15 protein-coding genes are annotated in these 22,659 nt (G+C 68.2%); 12 read left to right on the plus strand and 3 right to left on the minus strand.

What is annotated here, in order from left to right:
- The first annotated feature begins 59 nt into the window (after window positions 1–59).
- From ACZ6JS_RS20275 to ACZ6JS_RS20295, 5 genes are all read left to right on the plus strand, one after another.
- On the plus strand, window positions 60–959 hold the full coding sequence (locus ACZ6JS_RS20275; protein WP_469299645.1) for an SCO4651 family lipoprotein: 900 nt from the start codon (window positions 60–62) through the stop codon (window positions 957–959).
- Between the two features lie 245 nt (window positions 960–1,204).
- Window positions 1,205–1,735, plus strand: coding sequence for a 50S ribosomal protein L10 (gene rplJ / locus ACZ6JS_RS20280; protein ID WP_030026650.1), 531 nt, complete (start codon window positions 1,205–1,207; stop codon window positions 1,733–1,735).
- A 111-nt stretch (window positions 1,736–1,846) separates the two neighbouring features.
- Window positions 1,847–2,233, plus strand: a complete 387-nt coding sequence (rplL, locus tag ACZ6JS_RS20285) for a 50S ribosomal protein L7/L12 (RefSeq protein WP_469299647.1) — start codon at window positions 1,847–1,849, stop codon at window positions 2,231–2,233.
- A gap of 567 nt (window positions 2,234–2,800) precedes the next feature.
- Window positions 2,801–6,283, plus strand: coding sequence for a DNA-directed RNA polymerase subunit beta (gene rpoB / locus ACZ6JS_RS20290; RefSeq protein ID WP_359120684.1), 3,483 nt, complete (start codon window positions 2,801–2,803; stop codon window positions 6,281–6,283).
- 101 nt (window positions 6,284–6,384) lie between these two features.
- Window positions 6,385–10,284 carry a DNA-directed RNA polymerase subunit beta' gene (locus ACZ6JS_RS20295; protein ID WP_030653599.1) on the plus strand — a complete coding sequence of 1,300 codons (3,900 nt, stop codon included), beginning with the start codon at window positions 6,385–6,387 and terminating at the stop codon, window positions 10,282–10,284.
- 123 nt (window positions 10,285–10,407) lie between these two features.
- Here ACZ6JS_RS20295 and ACZ6JS_RS20300 read toward each other — a convergent pair whose 3' ends face one another.
- Window positions 10,408–12,876, minus strand: coding sequence for a YfhO family protein (locus ACZ6JS_RS20300; protein WP_469299649.1), 2,469 nt, complete (start codon window positions 12,874–12,876; stop codon window positions 10,408–10,410).
- 368 nt (window positions 12,877–13,244) lie between these two features.
- Between ACZ6JS_RS20300 and rpsL the strand changes: the two genes are divergently transcribed.
- From rpsL to tuf, 4 genes are all read left to right on the plus strand, one after another.
- Window positions 13,245–13,616, plus strand: a complete 372-nt coding sequence (rpsL, locus tag ACZ6JS_RS20305) for a 30S ribosomal protein S12 (RefSeq protein WP_007265893.1) — start codon at window positions 13,245–13,247, stop codon at window positions 13,614–13,616.
- A 2-nt stretch (window positions 13,617–13,618) separates the two neighbouring features.
- Window positions 13,619–14,089, plus strand: a complete 471-nt coding sequence (gene rpsG, locus ACZ6JS_RS20310) for a 30S ribosomal protein S7 (RefSeq protein WP_007265894.1) — start codon at window positions 13,619–13,621, stop codon at window positions 14,087–14,089.
- Between the two features lie 39 nt (window positions 14,090–14,128).
- Window positions 14,129–16,261, plus strand: coding sequence for an elongation factor G (gene fusA, locus ACZ6JS_RS20315; RefSeq protein WP_030842654.1), 2,133 nt, complete (start codon window positions 14,129–14,131; stop codon window positions 16,259–16,261).
- A gap of 151 nt (window positions 16,262–16,412) precedes the next feature.
- Complete coding sequence (gene tuf / locus ACZ6JS_RS20320) at window positions 16,413–17,606, plus strand: elongation factor Tu (protein ID WP_030653602.1); 1,194 nt, start codon at window positions 16,413–16,415, stop codon at window positions 17,604–17,606.
- A gap of 220 nt (window positions 17,607–17,826) precedes the next feature.
- Here tuf and rfbC read toward each other — a convergent pair whose 3' ends face one another.
- Both rfbC and rfbA read right to left on the minus strand, forming a co-directional pair.
- On the minus strand, window positions 17,827–18,426 hold the full coding sequence (gene rfbC / locus ACZ6JS_RS20325; protein ID WP_469299651.1) for a dTDP-4-dehydrorhamnose 3,5-epimerase: 600 nt from the start codon (window positions 18,424–18,426) through the stop codon (window positions 17,827–17,829).
- Entirely contained in the window at window positions 18,423–19,298 is an 876-nt protein-coding gene (rfbA, locus tag ACZ6JS_RS20330; protein ID WP_392576121.1) for a glucose-1-phosphate thymidylyltransferase RfbA, read from the minus strand. Before rfbA ends, rfbC begins: the two co-directional genes overlap by 4 nt.
- 81 nt (window positions 19,299–19,379) lie before the next feature.
- Between rfbA and rfbB the strand changes: the two genes are divergently transcribed.
- Genes rfbB through ACZ6JS_RS20345 form a run of 3 tightly spaced genes read left to right on the plus strand, consistent with a single transcriptional unit; the run spans window position 19,380 to window position 22,608 of the window.
- Window positions 19,380–20,357 carry a dTDP-glucose 4,6-dehydratase gene (gene rfbB, locus ACZ6JS_RS20335; protein WP_469299653.1) on the plus strand — a complete coding sequence of 326 codons (978 nt, stop codon included), beginning with the start codon at window positions 19,380–19,382 and terminating at the stop codon, window positions 20,355–20,357.
- Window positions 20,354–21,277: a dTDP-4-dehydrorhamnose reductase gene (rfbD, locus tag ACZ6JS_RS20340; protein ID WP_469299655.1), complete on the plus strand. Its 924-nt coding sequence runs from the start codon at window positions 20,354–20,356 to the stop codon at window positions 21,275–21,277. Before rfbB ends, rfbD begins: the two co-directional genes overlap by 4 nt.
- Window positions 21,274–22,608 (plus strand): lipopolysaccharide biosynthesis protein, encoded by a 1,335-nt coding sequence (locus tag ACZ6JS_RS20345; RefSeq protein ID WP_469299656.1) that lies wholly within the window; start codon window positions 21,274–21,276, stop codon window positions 22,606–22,608. Before rfbD ends, ACZ6JS_RS20345 begins: the two co-directional genes overlap by 4 nt.
- The last annotated feature ends 51 nt before the right edge of the window (window positions 22,609–22,659 follow it).

The raw sequence follows: 22,659 nt of genomic DNA on the forward strand, positions 1-22,659 counted from the left end.
GCGCCGCCGCTCCACCGCGGCGGCGCGGCGCGCACCGACCATGCATGGGGGAGAACCAGATGAACAGCGCTGTCCGGACCCGGGCCGGCGTGGCCATGGCAGGCACCGTACTGCTCGTGGGCGGCCTCACCGCCTGCGGCGGGGCCGAGGGGGGCAAGGGGGCCGACGCCAAGGCGCACGACCCCGTGGAGGCGGTGAAGGCGTCCTACCTGAAGACGGTGGCCGCCAAGTTCGCCAAGGCGGAGCTGTCCACCGTCGAGAAGGACGGCAAGACCGGCGCCCAGTCCGGCACGAAGGGCTGGTACCCGTCCAGCCACGACGTGGTCCTCAAGGGGGGCGGCGAGCCCGACAGCCGCTCGATCATGATGGGTGACACCGTCTACACCCGGATGGACAAGCCCCTCCGGGGCAAGACCTGGATGCAGATGGACCTGTCCAAGGACGGCAAGCCGGGAGTCCGGCTGAACGAGGACCCGGCCGAGTACCTCGCCATGCTGCTCGGCCAGAAGAAGCTCACGCACGTCGGGGCCGAGAAGACCGACGGCATCGACGCCCAGCACTACCGGGCCAGCCTCACCAACGCGGACCTGATCACGGCGGACGAGTCGACCAGGGCCATGGACGACAAGAACCGCCAGTACCTGCGCGAGTCCGTCAAGCACATCACCGCCTTCGAGGTGGACCTCTGGATCGGCGCGGACGGCTATCCGGTCCGCGTCGACAGCTCCAGCACGGACGGCAAGGGCACGTCGAAGACCACGGCGAAGTTCTCCGACTTCGGCAAGGCCGCCGCCGTCCAGCCCCCGCCGGCCGACCAGGTCGTCGGCTTCGACGCCGTGATGAAGGGCGTCGACAAGGACCTCGAGCAGGTCGACAAGGACCTCGAACAGGCCGACAAGGACCTGGAGGAGGCAGACAGGATCCTGCGGGACGCCGGGCTGCCCGGCCTTCGCAGCTGACCGATTTGCCTCGACCGGAACCCTTCACGTAGTCTTCCCCGGAAGCCAAAGACCGCTGGTCGTTGCTGTGCCCGCCAGGGTGCGGTGGCCGAAGGATCCGCTTACTGCGGACGACCCGCGCAGGTGACTGTGGAATGCTCCCGGACTCGTTCCGGTCGAGCAACGCCCTGGCGCCTGCGCCGGGGCGTTTTGTATGTCAGCCCCTTCTGAGCGGTCCTCATCACCCGGAAGGAGGCGAACGCACCATGCCGACGCCCAACAAGGCTGCATCGGTGGCCGAGCTCACGGACGCGTTCCAGAGCTCCAACGCCGCCGTGCTGACCGAGTACCGGGGTCTCACCGTCGCGCAGCTCAAGACGCTGCGTCGCTCCCTCGGTGAGAACGCCCAGTACGCCGTGGTGAAGAACACGCTGACCAAGATTGCGGCCAACCAGGCCGGGATCACCGCGCTGGACGAGCACTTCGCTGGTCCGACCGCGGTCGCCTTCATCACCGGTGACCCGGTGGAGTCGGCGAAGGCTCTGCGTGACTTCGCCAAGGAGAACCCGAACCTCATCATCAAGGCCGGTGTCCTTGACGGTAAGGCTCTCTCCGCCGACGACATCAAGAAGCTTGCGGACCTCGAGTCCCGCGAGGTTCTGCTCAGCAAGCTGGCCGGCGCGTTCAAGGGCAAGCAGTCCCAGGCTGCCTCGCTCTTCCAGGCGCTGCCGTCGAAGTTCGTCCGCACCGCGGAAGCGCTTCGCGTCAAGCTCGCCGAGCAGGGCGGTGCCGAGTAATTCGGCTCGCGCATTGATCCGCGCCGCCTAGTGCGCGGGTCGTAGCGGGCCGTTACGCCCGCCTCTATAGACACATCGGCACCTGCCGAATTAGTGGAAGGATCGCCCATCATGGCGAAGCTCTCTCAGGACGACCTCCTCGCCCAGTTCGAGGAGATGACCCTCATCGAGCTCTCCGAGTTCGTGAAGGCCTTCGAGGAGAAGTTCGACGTCACCGCCGCCGCGGCCGTCGCCGTTGCCGGTCCGGCCCAGGGTGGTGGCGACGCCGCCGCCGCCGAGGAGGAGAAGGACGAGTTCGACGTCATCCTCACCGGTGCCGGCGACAAGAAGATCCAGGTCATCAAGGTCGTGCGTGAGCTGACCTCCCTGGGTCTGAAGGAGGCCAAGGACCTCGTGGACGGCGCCCCGAAGCCGGTCCTCGAGAAGGTTGCCAAGGACGCCGCGGAGAAGGCCGCCGAGGCCCTCAAGGGCGCCGGTGCGGCCGTCGAGGTCAAGTAACACCTCTGAGGCCGTCTGACGGCCTCTGCAAGGGGCGATCACCCGTAAGGGTGGTCGCCCTTTGGCGTATTCGCAGTGCCTGACTTGCCCTGGTCTCGTTGGGGAGTAGGGTGATCATCGTTGCCCCGACGCAGGGTCCGGAGATGATCCGCTCGGAGCAGGGGGCCTTGACGAACGGGTCGCGGCGCGCAATTCTCAGACCCGTCGAGAGGTCGGCCGCCTCGATCCGAGATCCGAGGCATGGATCGACTACGAAGAGGGCAGTACTGATACGCGCTCTGTGCACAAGAGCCGCAGCGTTGGATGCAGGGTTGATCGACATGGGGAAGGCCTGTTGCCGGTTTCCGGAAACGCGGTCTGGACATCAGTGAGCCAAGTGGCTACACTGACCCTTTGCGCTGCCTGTTAGCTGTCCCCTGCCCGTCGCCAGGGACATGCCCACGCTTGAGCACACTTGATTGATCTGCCCTGACCTGGCCTTTTTGGCCGGAATCGGGGGGCCTGTCTTCTGTGTCTGCTGGGACCGGTACGCGCGTAGTGAGTCCGAGCCCTCGGAAGGACCCCCTCTTGGCCGCCTCGCGCAACGCCTCGACCAATACGAACAACGGTGCCAGCACCGCCCCGCTGCGCATCTCCTTTGCAAAGATCAAGGAGCCCCTCGAGGTTCCGAACCTCCTGGCGCTGCAGACCGAGAGCTTTGACTGGCTGCTCGGCAATGCCGCCTGGAAGTCTCGCGTCGAGTCGGCGCTTGAGAGTGGACAGGACGTCCCCACCAAGTCCGGTCTGGAAGAGATCTTCGAGGAGATCTCGCCGATCGAGGACTTCTCCGGGTCGATGTCGCTGACCTTCCGCGACCACCGTTTCGAGCCGGCGAAGAACTCCGTCGACGAGTGCAAGGAGCGCGACTTCACGTACGCGGCTCCGCTGTTCGTCACTGCCGAGTTCACGAACAACGAGACCGGAGAGATCAAGTCTCAGACGGTCTTCATGGGCGACTTCCCGCTCATGACCAACAAGGGCACCTTCGTCATCAACGGCACCGAGCGTGTCGTCGTGTCGCAGCTTGTCCGTTCCCCTGGTGTCTACTTCGACTCCTCCATCGACAAGACGTCCGACAAGGACATCTTCTCCGCCAAGATCATCCCCTCCCGGGGTGCCTGGCTGGAGATGGAGATCGACAAGCGCGACATGGTCGGTGTCCGCATCGACCGCAAGCGCAAGCAGTCCGTCACCGTCCTCCTGAAGGCTCTCGGCTGGACCACCGAGCAGATCCTCGAGGAGTTCGGCGAGTACGAGTCCATGCGCGCCACCCTGGAGAAGGACCACACCCAGGGCCAGGACGACGCGCTGCTCGACATCTACCGCAAGCTGCGCCCGGGCGAGCCGCCGACCCGTGAGGCCGCTCAGACGCTGCTCGAGAACCTCTACTTCAACCCCAAGCGCTACGACCTCGCCAAGGTCGGCCGCTACAAGGTGAACAAGAAGCTCGGCGCCGACGAGCCGCTCGACGCCGGTGTGCTCACCACCGACGACGTCATCGCCACGATCAAGTACCTGGTCAAGCTGCACGCCGGCGAGACCGAGACGATCGGCGAGTCCGGCCGCTCCATCGTGGTCGAGACCGACGACATCGACCACTTCGGCAACCGTCGTCTGCGCAACGTCGGCGAGCTCATCCAGAACCAGGTCCGCACGGGTCTGGCTCGTATGGAGCGCGTCGTGCGCGAGCGCATGACCACCCAGGACGTCGAGGCGATCACGCCGCAGACCCTGATCAACATCCGGCCGGTCGTCGCCTCCATCAAGGAGTTCTTCGGCACCAGCCAGCTGTCGCAGTTCATGGACCAGAACAACCCGCTCTCGGGCCTGACCCACAAGCGCCGTCTGTCGGCGCTGGGCCCCGGCGGTCTGTCCCGTGAGCGGGCCGGCTTCGAGGTCCGTGACGTCCACCCGTCGCACTACGGCCGCATGTGCCCGATCGAGACCCCCGAAGGCCCGAACATCGGTCTGATCGGCTCGCTCGCCTCCTACGGCCGCGTCAACGCGTTCGGCTTCGTCGAGACCCCGTACCGCAAGGTCATCGACGGTGTCGTCACCGACGAGGTCGACTACCTGACGGCCGACGAGGAAGACCGCTTCGTCATCGCGCAGGCCAACGCGGCCCTGTCCGACGACATGCGCTTCACCGAGAACCGCGTCCTGGTCCGCCGTCGTGGCGGCGAGATCGACTACATCGCCGGCGGCGACGTCGACTACATGGACGTCTCCCCGCGCCAGATGGTGTCCGTCGCGACCGCGATGATCCCCTTCCTGGAGCACGACGACGCCAACCGTGCCCTCATGGGCGCGAACATGATGCGCCAGGCCGTTCCGCTCATCAAGGCGGAGGCCCCGCTCGTCGGCACCGGCATGGAGTACCGCTGTGCGGTCGACGCCGGTGACTCGATCCGCGCGGAGAAGGACGGTGTCGTCCAGGAGGTCTCGGCCGACTACATCACCGTCGCCAACGACGACGGCACGTACACCACGTACCGCGTCGCCAAGTTCTCCCGGTCGAACCAGGGCACCTCGGTCAACCAGAAGGTCATCGTCAACGAGGGTGACCGGATCGTCGAGTCCCAGGTCCTCGCCGACGGACCGGCGACCGAAGAGGGCGAGATGGCCCTCGGCAAGAACCTGCTCGTCGCGTTCATGCCGTGGGAAGGCCACAACTACGAGGACGCGATCATCCTGTCGCAGCGCCTCGTGCAGGACGACGTCCTCTCCTCGATCCACATCGAGGAGCACGAGGTCGACGCCCGTGACACCAAGCTCGGCCCCGAGGAGATCACCCGGGACATCCCGAACGTCTCCGAGGAGGTCCTCGCGGACCTCGACGAGCGCGGCATCATCCGCATCGGTGCGGACGTCGTCGCCGGCGACATCCTGGTCGGCAAGGTCACGCCCAAGGGTGAGACCGAGCTGACCCCGGAGGAGCGTCTGCTCCGCGCGATCTTCGGTGAGAAGGCCCGCGAGGTGCGCGACACCTCGCTCAAGGTCCCCCACGGTGAGATCGGCAAGGTCATCGGTGTCCGCGTCTTCGACCGCGAGGAGGGCGACGAGCTTCCTCCGGGCGTGAACCAGCTGGTCCGCGTCTACGTCGCCCAGAAGCGCAAGATCACCGACGGTGACAAGCTCGCCGGCCGTCACGGCAACAAGGGTGTCATCTCCAAGATCCTCCCGATCGAGGACATGCCGTTCCTCGAGGACGGCACCCCGGTCGACATCATCCTGAACCCCCTGGGTGTCCCGTCCCGAATGAACCCGGGACAGGTCCTGGAGATCCACCTCGGCTGGCTCGCCAGCCGCGGCTGGGACGTCTCCGGTCTGGGTGAGGAGTGGGCCGAGCGACTGAAGGCCATCGGCGCCGACCGCGTCGAGCCCGGCACCAACGTCGCCACCCCCGTGTTCGACGGCGCCCGCGAGGACGAGCTCGCCGGCCTGTTCGAGCACACCATCCCGAACCGCGACGGTGACCGCCTGGTCCTCCCGTCCGGCAAGGCGCGCCTGTTCGACGGCCGCTCCGGCGAGCCGTTCCCGGACCCGATCTCGGTCGGGTACATGTACATCCTCAAGCTCCACCACCTGGTCGACGACAAGCTCCACGCCCGTTCGACCGGTCCGTACTCGATGATCACGCAGCAGCCGCTGGGTGGTAAGGCACAGTTCGGTGGCCAGCGATTCGGTGAGATGGAGGTGTGGGCGCTCGAGGCTTACGGCGCCGCCTACGCCCTCCAGGAGCTGCTGACCATCAAGTCCGACGACGTCACCGGCCGCGTGAAGGTCTACGAGGCCATCGTCAAGGGCGAGAACATCCCCGAGCCGGGCATTCCCGAGTCCTTCAAGGTGCTCATCAAGGAAATGCAGTCGCTCTGCCTCAACGTGGAGGTGCTGTCCTCGGACGGCATGTCCATCGAGATGCGCGACACCGACGAGGACGTCTTCCGCGCGGCGGAGGAGCTCGGTATCGACCTGTCCCGGCGCGAGCCGAGCAGCGTCGAAGAGGTCTGACGGGCCTGACGGGGGGCTCACGAACAGAGCCCCCCGTCATCCCCGGGACCGTTCAGACCACTGATCAAGAGACACGACCCCGAAAGAGGGATTGACGCACAGTGCTCGACGTCAACTTCTTCGACGAGCTGCGGATCGGCCTTGCCACCGCGGACGACATCCGAACCTGGTCGCACGGCGAGGTAAAGAAGCCGGAGACCATCAACTACCGCACCCTGAAGCCCGAGAAGGACGGACTCTTCTGCGAGAAGATCTTCGGTCCGACCCGGGACTGGGAGTGCTACTGCGGCAAGTACAAGCGTGTCCGCTTCAAGGGCATCATCTGTGAGCGCTGTGGCGTCGAGGTCACGCGCGCCAAGGTGCGCCGTGAGCGGATGGGCCACATCGAGCTTGCCGCTCCCGTCACCCACATCTGGTACTTCAAGGGCGTCCCGTCGCGCCTGGGCTACCTGCTGGACCTCGCGCCGAAGGACCTCGAGAAGGTCATCTACTTCGCCGCGTACATGATCACGTTCGTCGACGACGAGCGCCGTCAGCGCGACCTGCCGTCGCTGGAGGCCCACGTCTCCGTCGAGCGCCAGCAGATCGAGAACCGCCGCGACGCCGACCTCGAAGGCCGCGCCAAGAAGCTCGAGTCCGACCTGGCCGAGCTCGAGGCCGAGGGCGCGAAGGCCGACGTGCGCCGCAAGGTGCGCGAGGGCGCCGAGCGCGAGATGAAGCAGCTCCGTGACCGCGCCCAGCGCGAGATCGACCGTCTCGACGAGGTGTGGGCCCGCTTCAAGAACCTCAAGGTCCAGGACCTCGAGGGCGACGAGCTCCTCTACCGCGAGCTGCGTGACCGCTTCGGCACGTACTTCGACGGCTGCATGGGCGCCGCCGCGCTGCAGAAGCGCCTGGAGTCCTTCGACCTCGAGGAGGAGGCCGAGCGCCTCCGCGAGATCATCCGCACCGGCAAGGGCCAGAAGAAGACCCGTGCGCTCAAGCGCCTCAAGGTCGTCTCCGCGTTCCTGCAGACCAGCAACAAGCCCAAGGGCATGGTCCTGGACTGCGTCCCGGTCATCCCGCCGGACCTCCGTCCGATGGTGCAGCTGGACGGTGGCCGCTTCGCGACCTCCGACCTGAACGACCTGTACCGCCGCGTGATCAACCGCAACAACCGCCTGAAGCGCCTTCTCGACCTCGGTGCCCCCGAGATCATCGTGAACAACGAGAAGCGCATGCTCCAGGAGGCCGTGGACGCCCTCTTCGACAACGGTCGCCGCGGCCGCCCGGTGACGGGCCCCGGCAACCGTCCGCTGAAGTCCCTCAGCGACATGCTGAAGGGCAAGCAGGGTCGATTCCGTCAGAACCTTCTCGGTAAGCGTGTGGACTACTCCGCGCGTTCCGTGATCGTCGTCGGCCCGCAGCTGAAGCTGCACCAGTGCGGTCTGCCCAAGGCCATGGCGCTGGAGCTCTTCAAGCCGTTCGTGATGAAGCGCCTGGTCGACCTGAACCACGCGCAGAACATCAAGTCGGCGAAGCGCATGGTCGAGCGCGGCCGCACGGTCGTCTACGACGTGCTCGAAGAGGTCATCGCCGAGCACCCGGTCCTGCTGAACCGTGCGCCCACGCTGCACCGCCTCGGCATCCAGGCCTTCGAGCCCCAGCTGGTCGAAGGCAAGGCCATCCAGATCCACCCGCTCGTCTGCACCGCGTTCAACGCGGACTTCGACGGTGACCAGATGGCCGTGCACCTGCCGCTCTCCGCGGAGGCGCAGGCCGAGGCCCGCATCCTGATGCTGTCCTCGAACAACATCCTCAAGCCGGCCGACGGCCGTCCGGTCACGATGCCGACCCAGGACATGGTCCTCGGTCTGTTCTTCCTGACCACCGACGGCGAACTCCGTGACACCAAGGGCGAGGGCCGCGCGTTCGGCTCCACGGCCGAGGCGACCATGGCGTTCGACGCCGGCGAGCTCGCGCTGCAGTCGTCCGTCGACATCCGCTTCCCGGTGGGCACCATCCCGCCGCGCGGCTGGGTGCCGCCGGTCGCCGAGGAGGGCGAGCAGGAGTTCCAGCCGGGCGACAGCTTCCGCCTGCGCACCACCCTGGGCCGCGCGCTCTTCAACGAGCTGCTGCCCGAGGACTACCCGTTCGTCGACTACTCGGTGGGCAAGAAGCAGCTCTCCGAGATCGTCAACGACCTGGCTGAGCGCTACCCCAAGGTCATCGTGGCGGCGACGCTCGACAACCTGAAGGCGGCCGGCTTCCACTGGGCGACCCGTTCGGGCGTCACCGTGGCCATCTCCGACGTCGTCGTGCCCGAGGCCAAGAAGGCCATCGTCGCGGGCTACGAGGCGCAGGACGAGAAGGTCCAGAAGCAGTACGAGCGCGGTCTGATCACCAAGGACGAGCGCACGCAGGAGCTCATCGCGATCTGGACCAAGGCGACCAACGAGGTTGCCGAGGCGATGAACGCGAACTTCCCCAAGACGAACCCCATCTTCATGATGGTTGACTCGGGTGCCCGAGGAAACATGATGCAGATGCGACAGATCGCCGGTATGCGTGGTCTGGTGTCGAACGCGAAGAACGAGACCATCCCGCGTCCGATCAAGGCGTCCTTCCGTGAGGGCCTCACCGTTCTGGAGTACTTCATCTCCACGCACGGTGCCCGTAAGGGTCTGGCGGACACCGCCCTGCGTACCGCCGACTCGGGTTACCTGACCCGTCGTCTGGTGGACGTCTCGCAGGACGTGATCATCCGCGAGGAGGACTGCGGCACCGAGCGCGGTCTGAAGCTGAAGATCGCCGTTCGCGGCGAGGACGGCGTGCTGCGCAAGGCCGACGACGTCGAGACCTCGATCTACGCCCGCATGCTGGCCGAGGACGTCGTCATCGACGGCAAGGTCATCGCGCCGGCCAACGTCGACCTCGGTGACGTCCTCATCGACGCCCTGGTCGCCAACGGCGTCGAGGAGGTCAAGACCCGCTCGGTCCTGACCTGCGAGTCCGCGGTCGGCACCTGTGCCTTCTGCTACGGCCGCTCGCTGGCCACCGGCAAGCTGGTCGACATCGGTGAGGCGGTCGGCATCATCGCCGCCCAGTCCATCGGTGAGCCCGGTACCCAGCTGACGATGCGTACCTTCCACACCGGTGGTGTGGCCGGTGACGACATCACGCAGGGTCTGCCGCGTGTCGTCGAGCTCTTCGAGGCCCGTACCCCGAAGGGTGTCGCCCCGATCTCCGAGGCCGCCGGCCGCGTGCGGATCGAGGAGACCGAGAAGACGAAGAAGATCGTCATCACGCCCGACGACGGCAGCGACGAGACGGCGTTCCCGATCTCGAAGCGCGCCAAGGTCATCGTGCACGAGGGCGACCACGTCGAGGTGGGCCAGAAGCTCACCATGGGTGCCACCAACCCGCACGACGTGCTGCGCATCCTCGGCCAGCGCGCCGTCCAGGTCCACCTGGTCGGCGAAGTCCAGAAGGTCTACAACTCGCAGGGCGTGTCGATCCACGACAAGCACATCGAGATCATCATCCGGCAGATGCTGCGCCGCGTGACGATCATCGAGTCCGGCGACGCGGAGCTCCTGCCGGGCGAGCTGGTCGAGCGGTCGAAGTTCGAGACCGAGAACCGTCGCGTGGTCACCGAGGGTGGTCACCCCGCCTCCGGCCGTCCGCAGCTGATGGGTATCACCAAGGCCTCGCTCGCGACCGAGTCGTGGCTGTCGGCGGCGTCCTTCCAGGAGACGACCAGGGTCCTGACGGACGCGGCGATCAACGCCAAGTCCGACTCCCTGATCGGCCTCAAGGAGAACGTCATCATCGGTAAGCTCATCCCGGCCGGTACGGGCCTTGCCCGCTACCGCAACATCCGGGTGGAGCCCACCGAGGAGGCGAAGGCCGCGATGTACTCGGCCGTCGGCTACGACGACATCGACTACTCGCCCTTCGGCACCGGCTCCGGCCAGGCTGTCCCGCTGGAGGACTACGACTACGGCCCGTACAACGGCTGATCGCTCGTAGGAAGAAGCCCCCCGCCGCTCCGAGAGGAGTGGCGGGGGGCTTCTTCATTCCCACGGGCGTGGTGGTCCGTGTGCTCGCCGCGGTCCGTCCGGCCGCCGCGAGCACACGGCGGGTCAGCGGCGGCGGCGCAGGCGGGTCGCCGCCGGGACGGCGGCCAGGACCAGGAGGGCCAGGGCGCCGCCCGCCAATCCGGCCGTGAAGCCCTTCGGGGTGAAGGTGCAGGAGATCCCGTTCGTGCCCGGGGGGACGTCCACGGCCAGCAGGCCGTGGAAGGGCCTGACCGGGGCCGAGCAGCTCCAGCCGGGGACCGCCGTGGTGGCGATGACCGCCGTGCCCCGGGTGCCGGCGGGGAGGGTGGCCGCGATGGAGTGGCCGCCGACCTCGACGGCGGTGGCGCCGGTGGTCCTCAGCCGGTCGACGGACGCGGCCAGGGCCGCCCGGTCCAGGCAGCCCAGCGGGTGGGCGCCCGCGTCGGCTCCCTGCGTGCGGGTCCGCACGGTGACCTCGACCCTGCCGGAGGCCGGGACGGGGCCGAGCGGGGTCACCCCGGTCATCTCGTCCTCCAGGGGCTTCTCGGTGGCGCCGGAGTGGAGGGAGCCGTACAGGGCGGGGGAGTACCAGTAGGCCTCGGAGCCGGGCCGGCACCGGGCCGCGTACGTCTGGGCCTCGGGGTCGCCCCCGCGGGTGACCTGCGGGACCTCGTAGACCGTGGAGCCGAGGACGTTCTCCTGGCGGGCGTAGACGCTGTCCGCCGGGTTCGGGGAGGTGTAGGGGCCGGTGCGGACGGTGACCAGCGGGGGCGCCGGGAAACGCTCGGCGGTCCAGCTGCCGGGGGCGGCCCCGGGGCGGACCCGCGCGCCGATCGAGAAGATCGCGTCGAGGGCCGGGTTGTCGGCGCCGAAGAAGGTGCGGCCGTCGTTCTTGAAACCGTACCCGAGGGGTTCCAGCGCCCGGTAGGTGGCCTCCGGGAGGTAGCTGCTGTAGTACTGCGGCCCCTCCGCACGAAGGGCCAGGGCGTCGTTGTACGAGGTCTGCGGTGCGCCCGAGTCGGTCCGGTACGCGGGCCAGTCCCCGACGCCGCGGACGGCGTCGAAGTGCCGGGCGATCGACTGGTTCGAGGTGGCGATCGGCTTGGCCCAGCGCTCGCGGGCCCGGCGGGCGTCGGCGCCGGCCGCGGCCGCGGTGGACTCCGCGAGGACGACGCCGGTCATCAGCACGGCGGCGACGGGTACCAGCACACGCTGCTTCTCGCCGAGCCGCAGCAGGACCAGCGCCAACAGCGAGACGCCCCCGCCCCCGAGCACCGCCGGCCAGGTCCAGCCGCCGAAGTCGTCGGTGTGGCGCAGTACGAAGGCGGCCGCGACCAGCAGGGCGGCGCTCAGGGCCAGATGCCGGGGGCGCGGCCGGGCCGCCAGCGCCAGCCAGGCCAGGACCACCACCATCGCGCTGAAGACGAAGGTCTCGCGGTACGGGTTGCCGTTCGGCACCGCCAGCCCGTGCCACACGTACTGCGTGGGCGGGAACTGGAAGGAGGCCAGGACGAGCGCGGTGGCGCCCGCCCACACCAGGCGGGTGCGGCGCGCGACACGGGTGTTGAGCAGGAAGGAGCCGGCCAGGATCAGGCCGAGCGAGGCCACGTACAGCCTGGGACGGCCGCCCCACAGGTGCGTGGCCGGCAGCAGGCCGGCGAGGAAGACCTCGAGCCGTACGGGGTCGAAGGCGGCGGCCTTGGTGGGCTGCGCGGCGCCGCTCGACAGGAACGACGGCAGCAGCAGCGGGAGCGTGAGCAGGATCCCGGTCCCGGCGGCCGTCGCGGCCCGCCACAGGGCCAGCAGCCGCTCCCGGGCCGTCGTGTCGCGGGTGGCCAGGCGGATCGCCAGCAGGACGCAGGCGGCCATCGTGGCCATCATCGCGGTGTAGAAGTTCCCGAACCACGCGAGAGCCACCAGCAGGGCCGCTCCCGGCCAGCGGCGCCCCTCCAGGCACCACTCGACGGCGATGCCGAGCATCGGGAGGGCGACCAGGCCCCAGAGCCACATCGGGATGTACGAGGCGTCGCTGAGGGCCCAGCCGCACAGGCCGTACGTCGCCCCGAGCACACCCCGCTGCCACCACGGCCCGGCGTGCAGCTTGCCGAGGTACACCGTCATCACGGCTGCTGCGGCGCCCATCGTGACCGGCGTGACCGCGAAGACGGCGAGGTCGACGTGGTCGCGCGGCACGAGGACGGCCAACCAGGAGAACGGGTTGCCCAGGTAGGTGTGGTAGTCGGACAGGAACTGCTGTCCGAATCCGCCGCGCCAGGTGAAGAAGAGGTCGCCGGCGGCCTGCCCGTGCACCAGGTCCCACAGCGCCCGGTGGAAGGGCACGTACTGGTTGGCCTGGTCGTTGACGGCCCGCCCGGTGTTGCCGAAGGGGAACGTGCCGCGCGCGAACCAGGACGCGCCGAAGGCGGACGCGGTCAGGAGGAAGGCCAGCAGGGGGCCGCGCAGGCGGGTGGAGCGGCGGACGGACCGGCGGACGGCGGACGGGCGCTCCGGTGCGGGGGGCCGGGCATCGACTGTGGTCGGCTCGGGTGCCACGGTCCCCAATGTGCTGCTCCCTGCTGATCGACTCGCGGGCGCCCAGCGCCCGGGCAAGCCGTCAGTTTAGGGCGCCGGGGCGGGCCGCCGGGCCGAACGGCCCCCGTCCCGCTTGCGCGCAGCGGTTTTTCGTGCTGGGCATTTGTTTTGACCTACCTCAATGAGGTAGGTACGCTCTGACCTTGTGCCTGGGGTGTGCCCTGGGCTCCCGCGCGCGCTTCAGACCCGCGGTGAGCCGAGAAGACCACACCGCGATCCGCGCCTCTCTCACCTCGGTGGAAGTGTGCAGGATCCGACACACCCGACCGCGTGGGTCGGCAAAGTTCCAGGTTAGCTTCACTACACGGCACACAGAAACCGGAGAAGTAGTGCCTACGATCCAGCAGCTGGTCCGTAAGGGCCGGCAGGACAAGGTCGAGAAGACAAAGACTCCCGCGCTCGAGGCCTCGCCCCAGCGTCGCGGCGTCTGCACGCGTGTGTTCACGACCACCCCGAAGAAGCCGAACTCGGCGCTCCGCAAGGTCGCGCGTGTGCGTCTGACCTCCGGCATCGAGGTCACCGCTTACATTCCGGGTGAGGGACACAACCTGCAGGAGCACTCGATCGTGCTCGTGCGTGGTGGCCGTGTGAAGGACCTGCCGGGTGTTCGTTACAAGATCATCCGCGGTGCGCTTGACACCCAGGCTGTCAAGAACCGCAAGCAGGCCCGCAGCCGCTACGGCGCCAAGAAGGAGAAGTAAGAATGCCTCGTAAGGGCCCCGCCCCGAAGCGCCCGGTCATCATCGACCCGGTCTACGCATCTCCTCTGGTGACCTCGCTCATCAACAAGATCCTCCTGAACGGCAAGCGCTCCACCGCCGAGCGCATCGTCTACGGCGCCATGGAAGGCCTCCGCGAGAAGACCGGCAACGACCCGGTCATCACGCTGAAGCGCGCGCTGGAGAACGTCAAGCCGTCCCTCGAGGTCAAGTCCCGCCGTGTCGGTGGCGCGACCTACCAGGTCCCCGTCGAGGTCAAGCCGGGTCGCCAGTCGACCCTGGCCCTCCGCTGGCTCGTGGGCTACTCCCGCGCCCGTCGTGAGAAGACCATGACCGAGCGCCTCATGAACGAGCTGCTCGACGCCTCCAACGGTCTTGGCGCTGCCGTCAAGAAGCGCGAGGACACGCACAAGATGGCCGAGTCCAACAAGGCCTTCGCGCACTACCGCTGGTAGTCCCACCCCACATCGAGACCGAGAGAAGACCGAAGCCTTATGGCTACCACTTCGCTTGACCTGGCCAAGGTCCGCAACATCGGGATCATGGCCCACATCGACGCGGGCAAGACGACCACCACCGAGCGCATCCTGTTCTACACCGGTGTGTCGTACAAGATCGGTGAGGTCCACGACGGCGCCGCCACGATGGACTGGATGGAGCAGGAGCAGGAGCGTGGTATCACCATCACGTCTGCCGCCACCACCTGCCACTGGCCGCTCGAAGATGTTGACCACACCATCAACATCATCGACACCCCGGGTCACGTCGACTTCACCGTCGAGGTGGAGCGTTCGCTGCGCGTCCTCGACGGCGCCGTCACCGTCTTCGACGGTGTGGCCGGCGTCGAGCCGCAGTCCGAGACCGTTTGGCGTCAGGCGGACCGCTACGGCGTCCCGCGCATCTGCTTCGTCAACAAGCTCGACCGCACCGGCGCCGAGTTCCACCGCTGCGTCGACATGATCAAGGACCGCCTCGGTGCGGTTCCGATCGTCATGCAGCTCCCGATCGGTGCCGAGGCCGACTTCCAGGGTGTCGTCGACCTCGTCCGCATGAAGGCGCTCGTCTGGTCCGCCGAGGCGACCAAGGGCGAGATGTACGACGTCGTCGACATCCCGGCCAGCCACACCGAGACCGCTGAAGAGTGGCGCGGCAAGCTGGTCGAGACCGTCGCCGAGAACGACGACGAGATCATGGAGCTCTTCCTCAACGGCGACGAGCCGACCGAGGAGCAGCTGCACGCCGCCGTCCGTCGCATCATCCTCGGCTCCGGCAAGGGCAAGGGCGAGCCCACGATCACCGCGGTGTTCTGTGGCACGGCGTTCAAGAACAAGGGTGTTCAGCCCCTGCTCGACGCCGTCGTCCGTTACCTGCCGTCGCCGCTGGACATCGAGGCCATCGAGGGCCACGACGTCCGCGACGCCGAGACGGTCGTGAAGCGCAAGCCGTCCGACGAGGAGCCCCTCGCCGCGCTCGCCTTCAAGATCATGAGCGACCCGCACCTCGGCAAGCTCACCTTCGTCCGGGTCTACTCGGGCCGCCTGGAGGCCGGCACTGCGGTGCTGAACTCCGTCAAGGGCAAGAAGGAGCGCATCGGCAAGATCTACCGCATGCACGCGAACAAGCGTGAGGAGATCGACTCGGTGGGCGCCGGCGACATCGTCGCCGTGATGGGCCTGAAGCAGACCACCACCGGTGAGACGCTGTGCGACGACAAGCAGCCCGTGATCCTGGAGTCCATGGACTTCCCGGCTCCGGTCATCCAGGTCGCCATCGAGCCCAAGTCCAAGGGTGACCAGGAGAAGCTGGGTGTCGCCATCCAGCGTCTCGCGGAGGAGGACCCCTCCTTCCACGTTCACTCGGACGAGGAGACGGGCCAGACCATCCTCGGCGGTATGGGCGAGCTGCACCTCGAGGTGCTGGTCGACCGTATGAAGCGCGAGTTCAAGGTCGAGGCCAACGTCGGCAAGCCGCAGGTCGCGTACCGCGAGACGATCCGCAAGGCCGTCGAGCGCCACGACTACACCCACAAGAAGCAGACCGGTGGTACCGGTCAGTTCGCCAAGGTGCAGATCGCGATCGAGCCCATCACCGAGGCCGACGGCCCGGCGTACGAGTTCGTGAACAAGGTCACCGGCGGTCGTGTGCCGAAGGAGTACATCCCTTCGGTGGACGCGGGTGCGCAGGAGGCCATGCAGTTCGGCATCCTGGCCGGCTACGAGATGACGGGCGTCCGCGTCACGCTTCTCGACGGCGGCTACCACGAGGTCGACTCCTCCGAGCTCGCCTTCAAGATCGCCGGTTCGCAGGCCTTCAAGGAGGCCGCGCGCAAGGCTTCGCCCGTTCTGCTCGAGCCGATGATGGCCGTTGAGGTCACCACGCCCGAGGAGTCCATGGGTGATGTCATCGGTGACATCAACTCCCGCCGTGGCCAGATTCAGGCCATGGAGGACCGTCACGGAGCCAAGATCGTCAAGGGCCTCGTGCCCCTGTCGGAGATGTTCGGCTACGTCGGCGACCTCCGCAGCAAGACTTCGGGTCGCGCCAGCTACTCGATGCAGTTCGACTCCTACGCCGAGGTTCCCAGGAACGTCGCCGAGGAGATCATCGCGAAGGCCAAGGGCGAGTAACTCTTCGGAGTACACGCTTTAGGCTTGTCACCGGCAGCCTCTGGGGCAACAGGAGCCACTCCCGTTGCCCCGGGGACCGGCCGGCTTTCCAGCAAAGATCACCTGGCGCCGATCTGTAAGGCGTACAGAACCACTCTCCAGGAGGACCCCCGTGGCGAAGGCGAAGTTCGAGCGGACTAAGCCGCACGTCAACATCGGCACCATCGGTCACATTGACCACGGTAAGACGACCCTCACGGCCGCCATTACCAAGGTGCTGCACGACGCGTACCCGGACCTGAACGAGGCCTCGGCCTTCGACCAGATCGACAAGGCTCCTGAGGAGCGCCAGCGCGGTATCACCATCTCCATCGCGCACGTCGAGTACCAGACCGAGGCGCGTCACTACGCCCACGTCGACTGCCCCGGTCACGCGGACTACATCAAGAACATGATCACCGGTGCCGCGCAGATGGACGGCGCGATCCTCGTGGTCGCCGCCACCGACGGCCCGATGCCGCAGACCAAGGAGCACGTGCTCCTGGCCCGCCAGGTCGGCGTCCCCTACATCGTCGTCGCCCTGAACAAGGCCGACATGGTGGACGACGAGGAGATCCTGGAGCTCGTCGAGCTCGAGGTCCGTGAGCTCCTCTCCGAGTACGAGTTCCCGGGCGACGACCTGCCGGTCGTCCGCGTCTCCGCGCTGAAGGCGCTCGAGGGCGACAAGGAGTGGGGCGAGAAGCTCCTCGGCCTCATGTCCGCCGTCGACGAGGCCATCCCGACCCCGCCGCGTGACACCGAGAAGCCGTTCCTCATGCCCGTCGAGGACGTCTTCACGATCACCGGTCGCGGTACGGTCGTCACCGGCCGTATCGAGCGTGGTGTCCTGAAGGTCAACGAGACCGTCGACATCATCGGTATCAAGGAAGAGAAGACCACCACCACGGTCACCGGTATCGAGATGTTCCGCAAGCTGCTCGACGAGGGCCAGGCCGGTGAGAACGTCGGTCTGCTCCTCCGTGGCATCAAGCGCGAGGACGTCGAGCGCGGCCAGGTCATCATCAAGCCGGGTTCGGTCACCCCGCACACCGAGTTCGAGGCCCAGGCCTACATCCTGTCGAAGGACGAGGGTGGCCGTCACACCCCCTTCTTCAACAACTACCGTCCGCAGTTCTACTTCCGTACCACGGACGTCACGGGTGTCGTCACCCTGCCGGCCGGCACGGAGATGGTCATGCCGGGCGACAACACCGAGATGTCGGTCGCGCTGATCCAGCCGGTCGCCATGGAGGAGGGCCTGAAGTTCGCCATCCGTGAGGGTGGTCGTACCGTGGGCGCCGGCCAGGTCACCAAGATCACGAAGTAATTCGTGTTCTGACCTGGTAGCCCGTTGATCGGGCACCGAGTTGCACCGGAGGGCCCCGGCCCATCGCCTCGGCGGTGGGACGGGGCCCTTCGGCGTTGCCGCCCCCTCGTTCGCTGCGCCCGCTCCGGGGGACGGGTCGGCCGGGGAGGCCCCGGACGCACGAGAAGGGCCGCACCCCCGTCGCGGGGTGCGGCCCTTCCCTCGGTACGGAGCCGGTGCGTCAGTTCACGCGCAGGGACTCGGTGAACTCGAGGCAGGCGGCGTGGTCGGGCAGCAGCCCGGTCGAGATGGCCTCGGCCAGCGACGGGGCGGCCTCGTCGCGCGCGGACAGCTGCGGCACGTCGGCCGGCCACTCGATGCCGAGGTCCGGGTCGAGCGGGTGCACCGAGTGCTCACCGGTCGGGTTGTACGTCTCCGAGCACAGGTACGACAGGGTCGCGTCGTCGGTCAGGGCGCAGAAGCCGTGGCCGAGGCCCTCGGGGATGTAGACGGCGCGGCGGTCGACGTCGTCGAGGCGGACGCCCTCCCACTGGCCGAAGGTGGGGGAGCCCACCCGGAGGTCCACGATGACGTCGAGCACGGCGCCGCGCACGCAGGTCACGTACTTGGCCTGGCCGCGCGGCACGTCGGCGAAGTGGATGCCGCGGACCACGCCCGCGGCGGAGACGGAGAGGTTCGCCTGGGCCAGGTTCAGCGGGTGGCCGACGACCTCCGCCAGGCGGTCGAAGCGGTACCACTCGGTGAACAGGCCGCGCGGGTCGCCGTGCAGCTGCGGGGTCACCTCGAAGGCGCCCGCGATGGAGAGCTCGCGGAACTTCACTTGCCCTCCGCCTCGTCGAGCAGGGCCAGGAGGTAGGTGCCGTAGCCGCTCTTGGTCAGCGGTTCGGCGAGCGCGCGCAGCTGGGCCGAGTCGATGAGGCCGGCCCGCCAGGCCGCCTCCTCGATGCAGCCGATCTTGAAGCCCTGACGCTCCTCGATCACGCGGACGAACTCGGAGGCCTGGACCATCGAGACGAAGGTGCCGGTGTCGAGCCACGCGGTGCCGCGGTCCAGGATGGTGACGTTGAGCTCGCCGGCCTGGAGGTACGCGTCGTTGACGGCGGTGATCTCCAGCTCGCCGCGGGCGCTGGGCTTGAGCCCCTTGGCTATCTCCACGACCTGGTTGTCGTAGAAGTACAGACCCGGCACCGCGTAGCGGGACTTGGGCTTGACCGGCTTCTCCTCGATGGAGATGGCCTGGCCCTTCTCGTCGAACTCGACGACGCCGTAGGCGGTCGGGTCCGCCACCGGGTACGCGAACACGCGGCCGCCCTTGGCGTCGGTGTGCTGGGCGAGGCGGGTGCCGAGGCCGCTGCCGTGGAAGATGTTGTCGCCGAGGATCAGTGCGACGGACTCGTCGCCGATGAAGTCGGCGCCGAGCACGAACGCCTGGGCGATGCCCTCCGGCCGCTCCTGGACGGCGTACTCCAGCCGCAGTCCGAACTGCGAACCGTCGCCGAGCAGGCGCTCGAACTGGTCACGGTCTTCAGGGGTGGTGATGATCAGAATCTCGCTGATGCCCGCCATCACCAGGGTGGAGAGCGGGTAGTAGATCATCGGCTTGTCGAAGACGGGCAGCAGCTGCTTCGAGACGGCCCGAGTCAGCGGCCAGAGTCGCGATCCGGTGCCACCGGCCAAAAGGATTCCACGCATGGGTGAACCCTATGCGAGAGGGCCGGGGCGGTCCGACCGTCCGGCGTGTGACGTTCGGCAGGCGGCTAGACTCTTCGTATTATGCGCATCCTCGTGACCGGCGGCGCCGGCTTCATCGGTTCAGAATTCGTCCGCCAGCAGCTCGGTGCAGACGCCACGGCGCAGATCACCGTCTTCGACAAGCTGACCTACTCGGGCGTCGAGGCCAACCTCGCCCCGGTCGCGGGCCACTCCGGATACCGCTTCGTCAAGGGCGACATCTGCGACCCCGAGGCAGTCGACCAGGTGATGGCCGGCCACGACGTGGTCGTGCACTTCGCCGCCGAGTCCCACGTGGACCGGTCGATCGCCGGTGCGGGCCCCTTCGTCATGACGAACGTCGTCGGCACCCAGGTGCTGCTGGACGCCGCCCGCAAGCACGGCGTCGGCCGCTTCGTCCACATCTCCACGGACGAGGTCTACGGCTCGATCAGCGAGGGCTCCTGGACCGAGGAGTGGCCCCTGGTGCCCAACTCCCCGTACTCCGCCTCCAAGGCGTCCTCCGACCTGCTGGCGCTGGCCTACGCGCGCACGCACGGCATGGACGTGGTGGTCACCCGCTGCTCCAACAACTACGGGCACTACCAGTTCCCGGAGAAGGTCATCCCGCTGTTCGTCTCGAACCTGATGGACGGCAAGAAGGTCCCGCTGTACGGCAACGGCGGCAACGTCCGCGACTGGCTGCACGTCTCCGACCACTGCCGCGGCATCGACCTGGCCATGCGCAAGGGACGCGCCGGCGAGGTCTACAACATCGGCGGCGGCACCGAGCTCACCAACAAGGAGCTCACCGGCGTCCTGCTGGAGGCCGCGGGCCTCGGCTGGGACATGGTCGAGCACGTCGAGGACCGCAAGGGCCACGACCTGCGCTACTCCATCGACATCAGCAAGATCGGCGCCGAGCTGGGCTACGCCCCGCAGGTGACCTTCGAGGACGGCATCAAGGCCACCATCGACTGGTACCGCGAGAACCGCGCCTGGTGGGAGCCGCTGAAGGCGAAGGCGGCCCTGCAGAAGTGAGCACCGACTCGTCGGCCGGGCGCTGGATCGTCACCGGCGCCGGCGGGATGCTCGGCCAGGACGTCCTGACCGTCCTGAAGCGCGCCAGGATCGAGGCCGTGGGCCTGAGCCGCGCCGACCTCGACATCACCGACCCGGCCGCCGTCCGGGCCGCGGTCGAGGGCGCCACCGTGGTGGTGAACTGCGCCGCCTGGACGGACGTCGACGGCGCCGAGACCGCCGAGGAGGCCGCGACCGCCGTCAACGGCACCGCCGTGCGCGTCCTCGCCGAGGCGTGCGCCGCGGCCCACGTGCGCCTGATCCACGTCTCCACCGACTACGTGCTGCCCGGCGACGCCTCGGAGCCGTACCGAGAGGACGCCGAGACCGGCCCGGTCAACGCCTACGGGCGCTCCAAGCTGGTCGGCGAGCAGGCCGTCACCGAACTGCTGCCGCAGGACGGCTACATCGTGCGGACCGCCTGGCTGTACGGCGAGCACGGCCCGAACTTCGTCGCCACCATGCTGAAGCTGGCCGCCCAGCGCGACACCCTCGACGTGGTCGACGACCAGTACGGACAGCCCACGTGGTCCTACGCGCTGGCCCGCCGGCTGGTCGACCTCGGCCTGGCCGCCCTCAAGGGCTGGGCCATGGGCGGCATCTACCACGGCACCGCGAGCGGCCGGACCACCTGGATGGGACTGGCCCGCGAGACCTACCGGCTGAGCGGCCTGGATCCCGAGCGGATCCGGCCCACCACCTCGGAGGCGTTCGTCCGCCCCGCCGTCCGCCCCGCCTTCAGCGTGCTCGCGCACGACGCGTGGAAGGAGGAGGCCGGCCTGGAGCCGCTCCCCGACTGGTGCGAACAGCTGGCCCAGGCGCTGGCCACCCCCGGCTTCGCCGCACTCGCCAAAGCGGCGCGGGACGGCCGCGCGGGATGAAAACCCTGCTGAACAAGCTGACCGCGGCGCTGCCGCCGGGCACCGTCGCGGTGGCCGGCGGCACCGTCGTGCTCGGCGCCGCCTCCTACGTCCACCTGGGCGTGGCCGGGCACAGCCTGTCGACGGAAGCTCTGGCGAACGTCTCCGTGCTGTGGACGATCGTCATGTCCATCGGCATCGGCGTCTTCTTCCCGATCGAGCAGGAACTCACCCGGATCGTGTCCGCCCGAGCGGTCCTGGGTCACGGCGCCGGCCCGGTGCTGCGCCGCGCCACCCTCCTCACCGGCGGGATCCTCGGTGCGACCCTGCTGGTCCTCGTCCTCGCCGCCGGCCCCATCGCCGACCTGCTCTTCCACGGGGACCGCGCTCTGGTGGCCGCGCTCGGCGGTGCCTTCACCGGCATGGCCGTCTGCTACCTCACCCGCGGTGTGCTGGCGGGCCTCGGCCGCTTCGGCGCGTACGGCACCCAGCTCGCCGTCGACGGCGGGCTGCGGATCGTGCTCGCCTTCGCGTGCCCCCTCCTCGGACTGCACTCGGCACTCGCCTTCAGCCTCATCCTGGCCGTCGCGCCCGTCGTCGCGACGCTGGTGACGCTGCCCGCACTGCTGCGCGCGGTCGGGCCCGGCGAGCAGATCGCCTGGCGGGACCTGGCGGGCGGGCTCGGCCTGCTCGTCTGCGCGACCCTGCTGTCCCAACTGGTCGTGAACGCGGCAGTGATGAGCACCAAGCTGCTGGCGCCGTCCGACAGCGCGCTGATCGCCTCGCTGCTGAGCGCCCTGGTCCTGGCGCGGGTACCGCTCTTCGTCTTCGGCTCGCTGCAGGCCTCGCTGCTGAGCGGACTGACCGCCGCCTTCACCGCCGGCGACCGCGCGGCCTTCTGGGCGATGCTGCGCCGGATCGCCATGGTCGTGGGAGCGCTGGGCCTGCTCGGCGGCGTGCCCGCCACGGCCCTCGGCCCCTGGCTCATCGAGGTGCTCTTCGGCATCGAGGATCCGGTGCTGGGGCACTTCGACTTCTTCCTGCTGTCCGCAGGCACCGTGGCGTACATGTTCGCGATGGTCCTGGGACAGGCGCTCATGGTATTCAAGCGGCACAACCTGCAGTTGTTCTGCTGGGTCCTCGGTACCGCGGTCCTGGCGGGCATCACCCTGATCCCCGGCGAGGTGGCCGTGCGCGTGATCGTCGCCTACGCCCTGGGCTCGACCGCCACCGTGCTCGCTATGCTGGCAGCCCTCAGGCTGAGCTTCCCCGGAGCCGCGGCCGCAGCCGGTGAAGCACCCCGGCAGACGGCCGACACAGGCGCCCCCGGCGTGGGCGCGGTCGGGAGATGACCATGCCGGCCCAAGACGTCACACCGATCACCGAGCACTCGTACGTGCCAC

This window comes from Streptomyces sp. NPDC046349 (assembly GCF_055587885.1).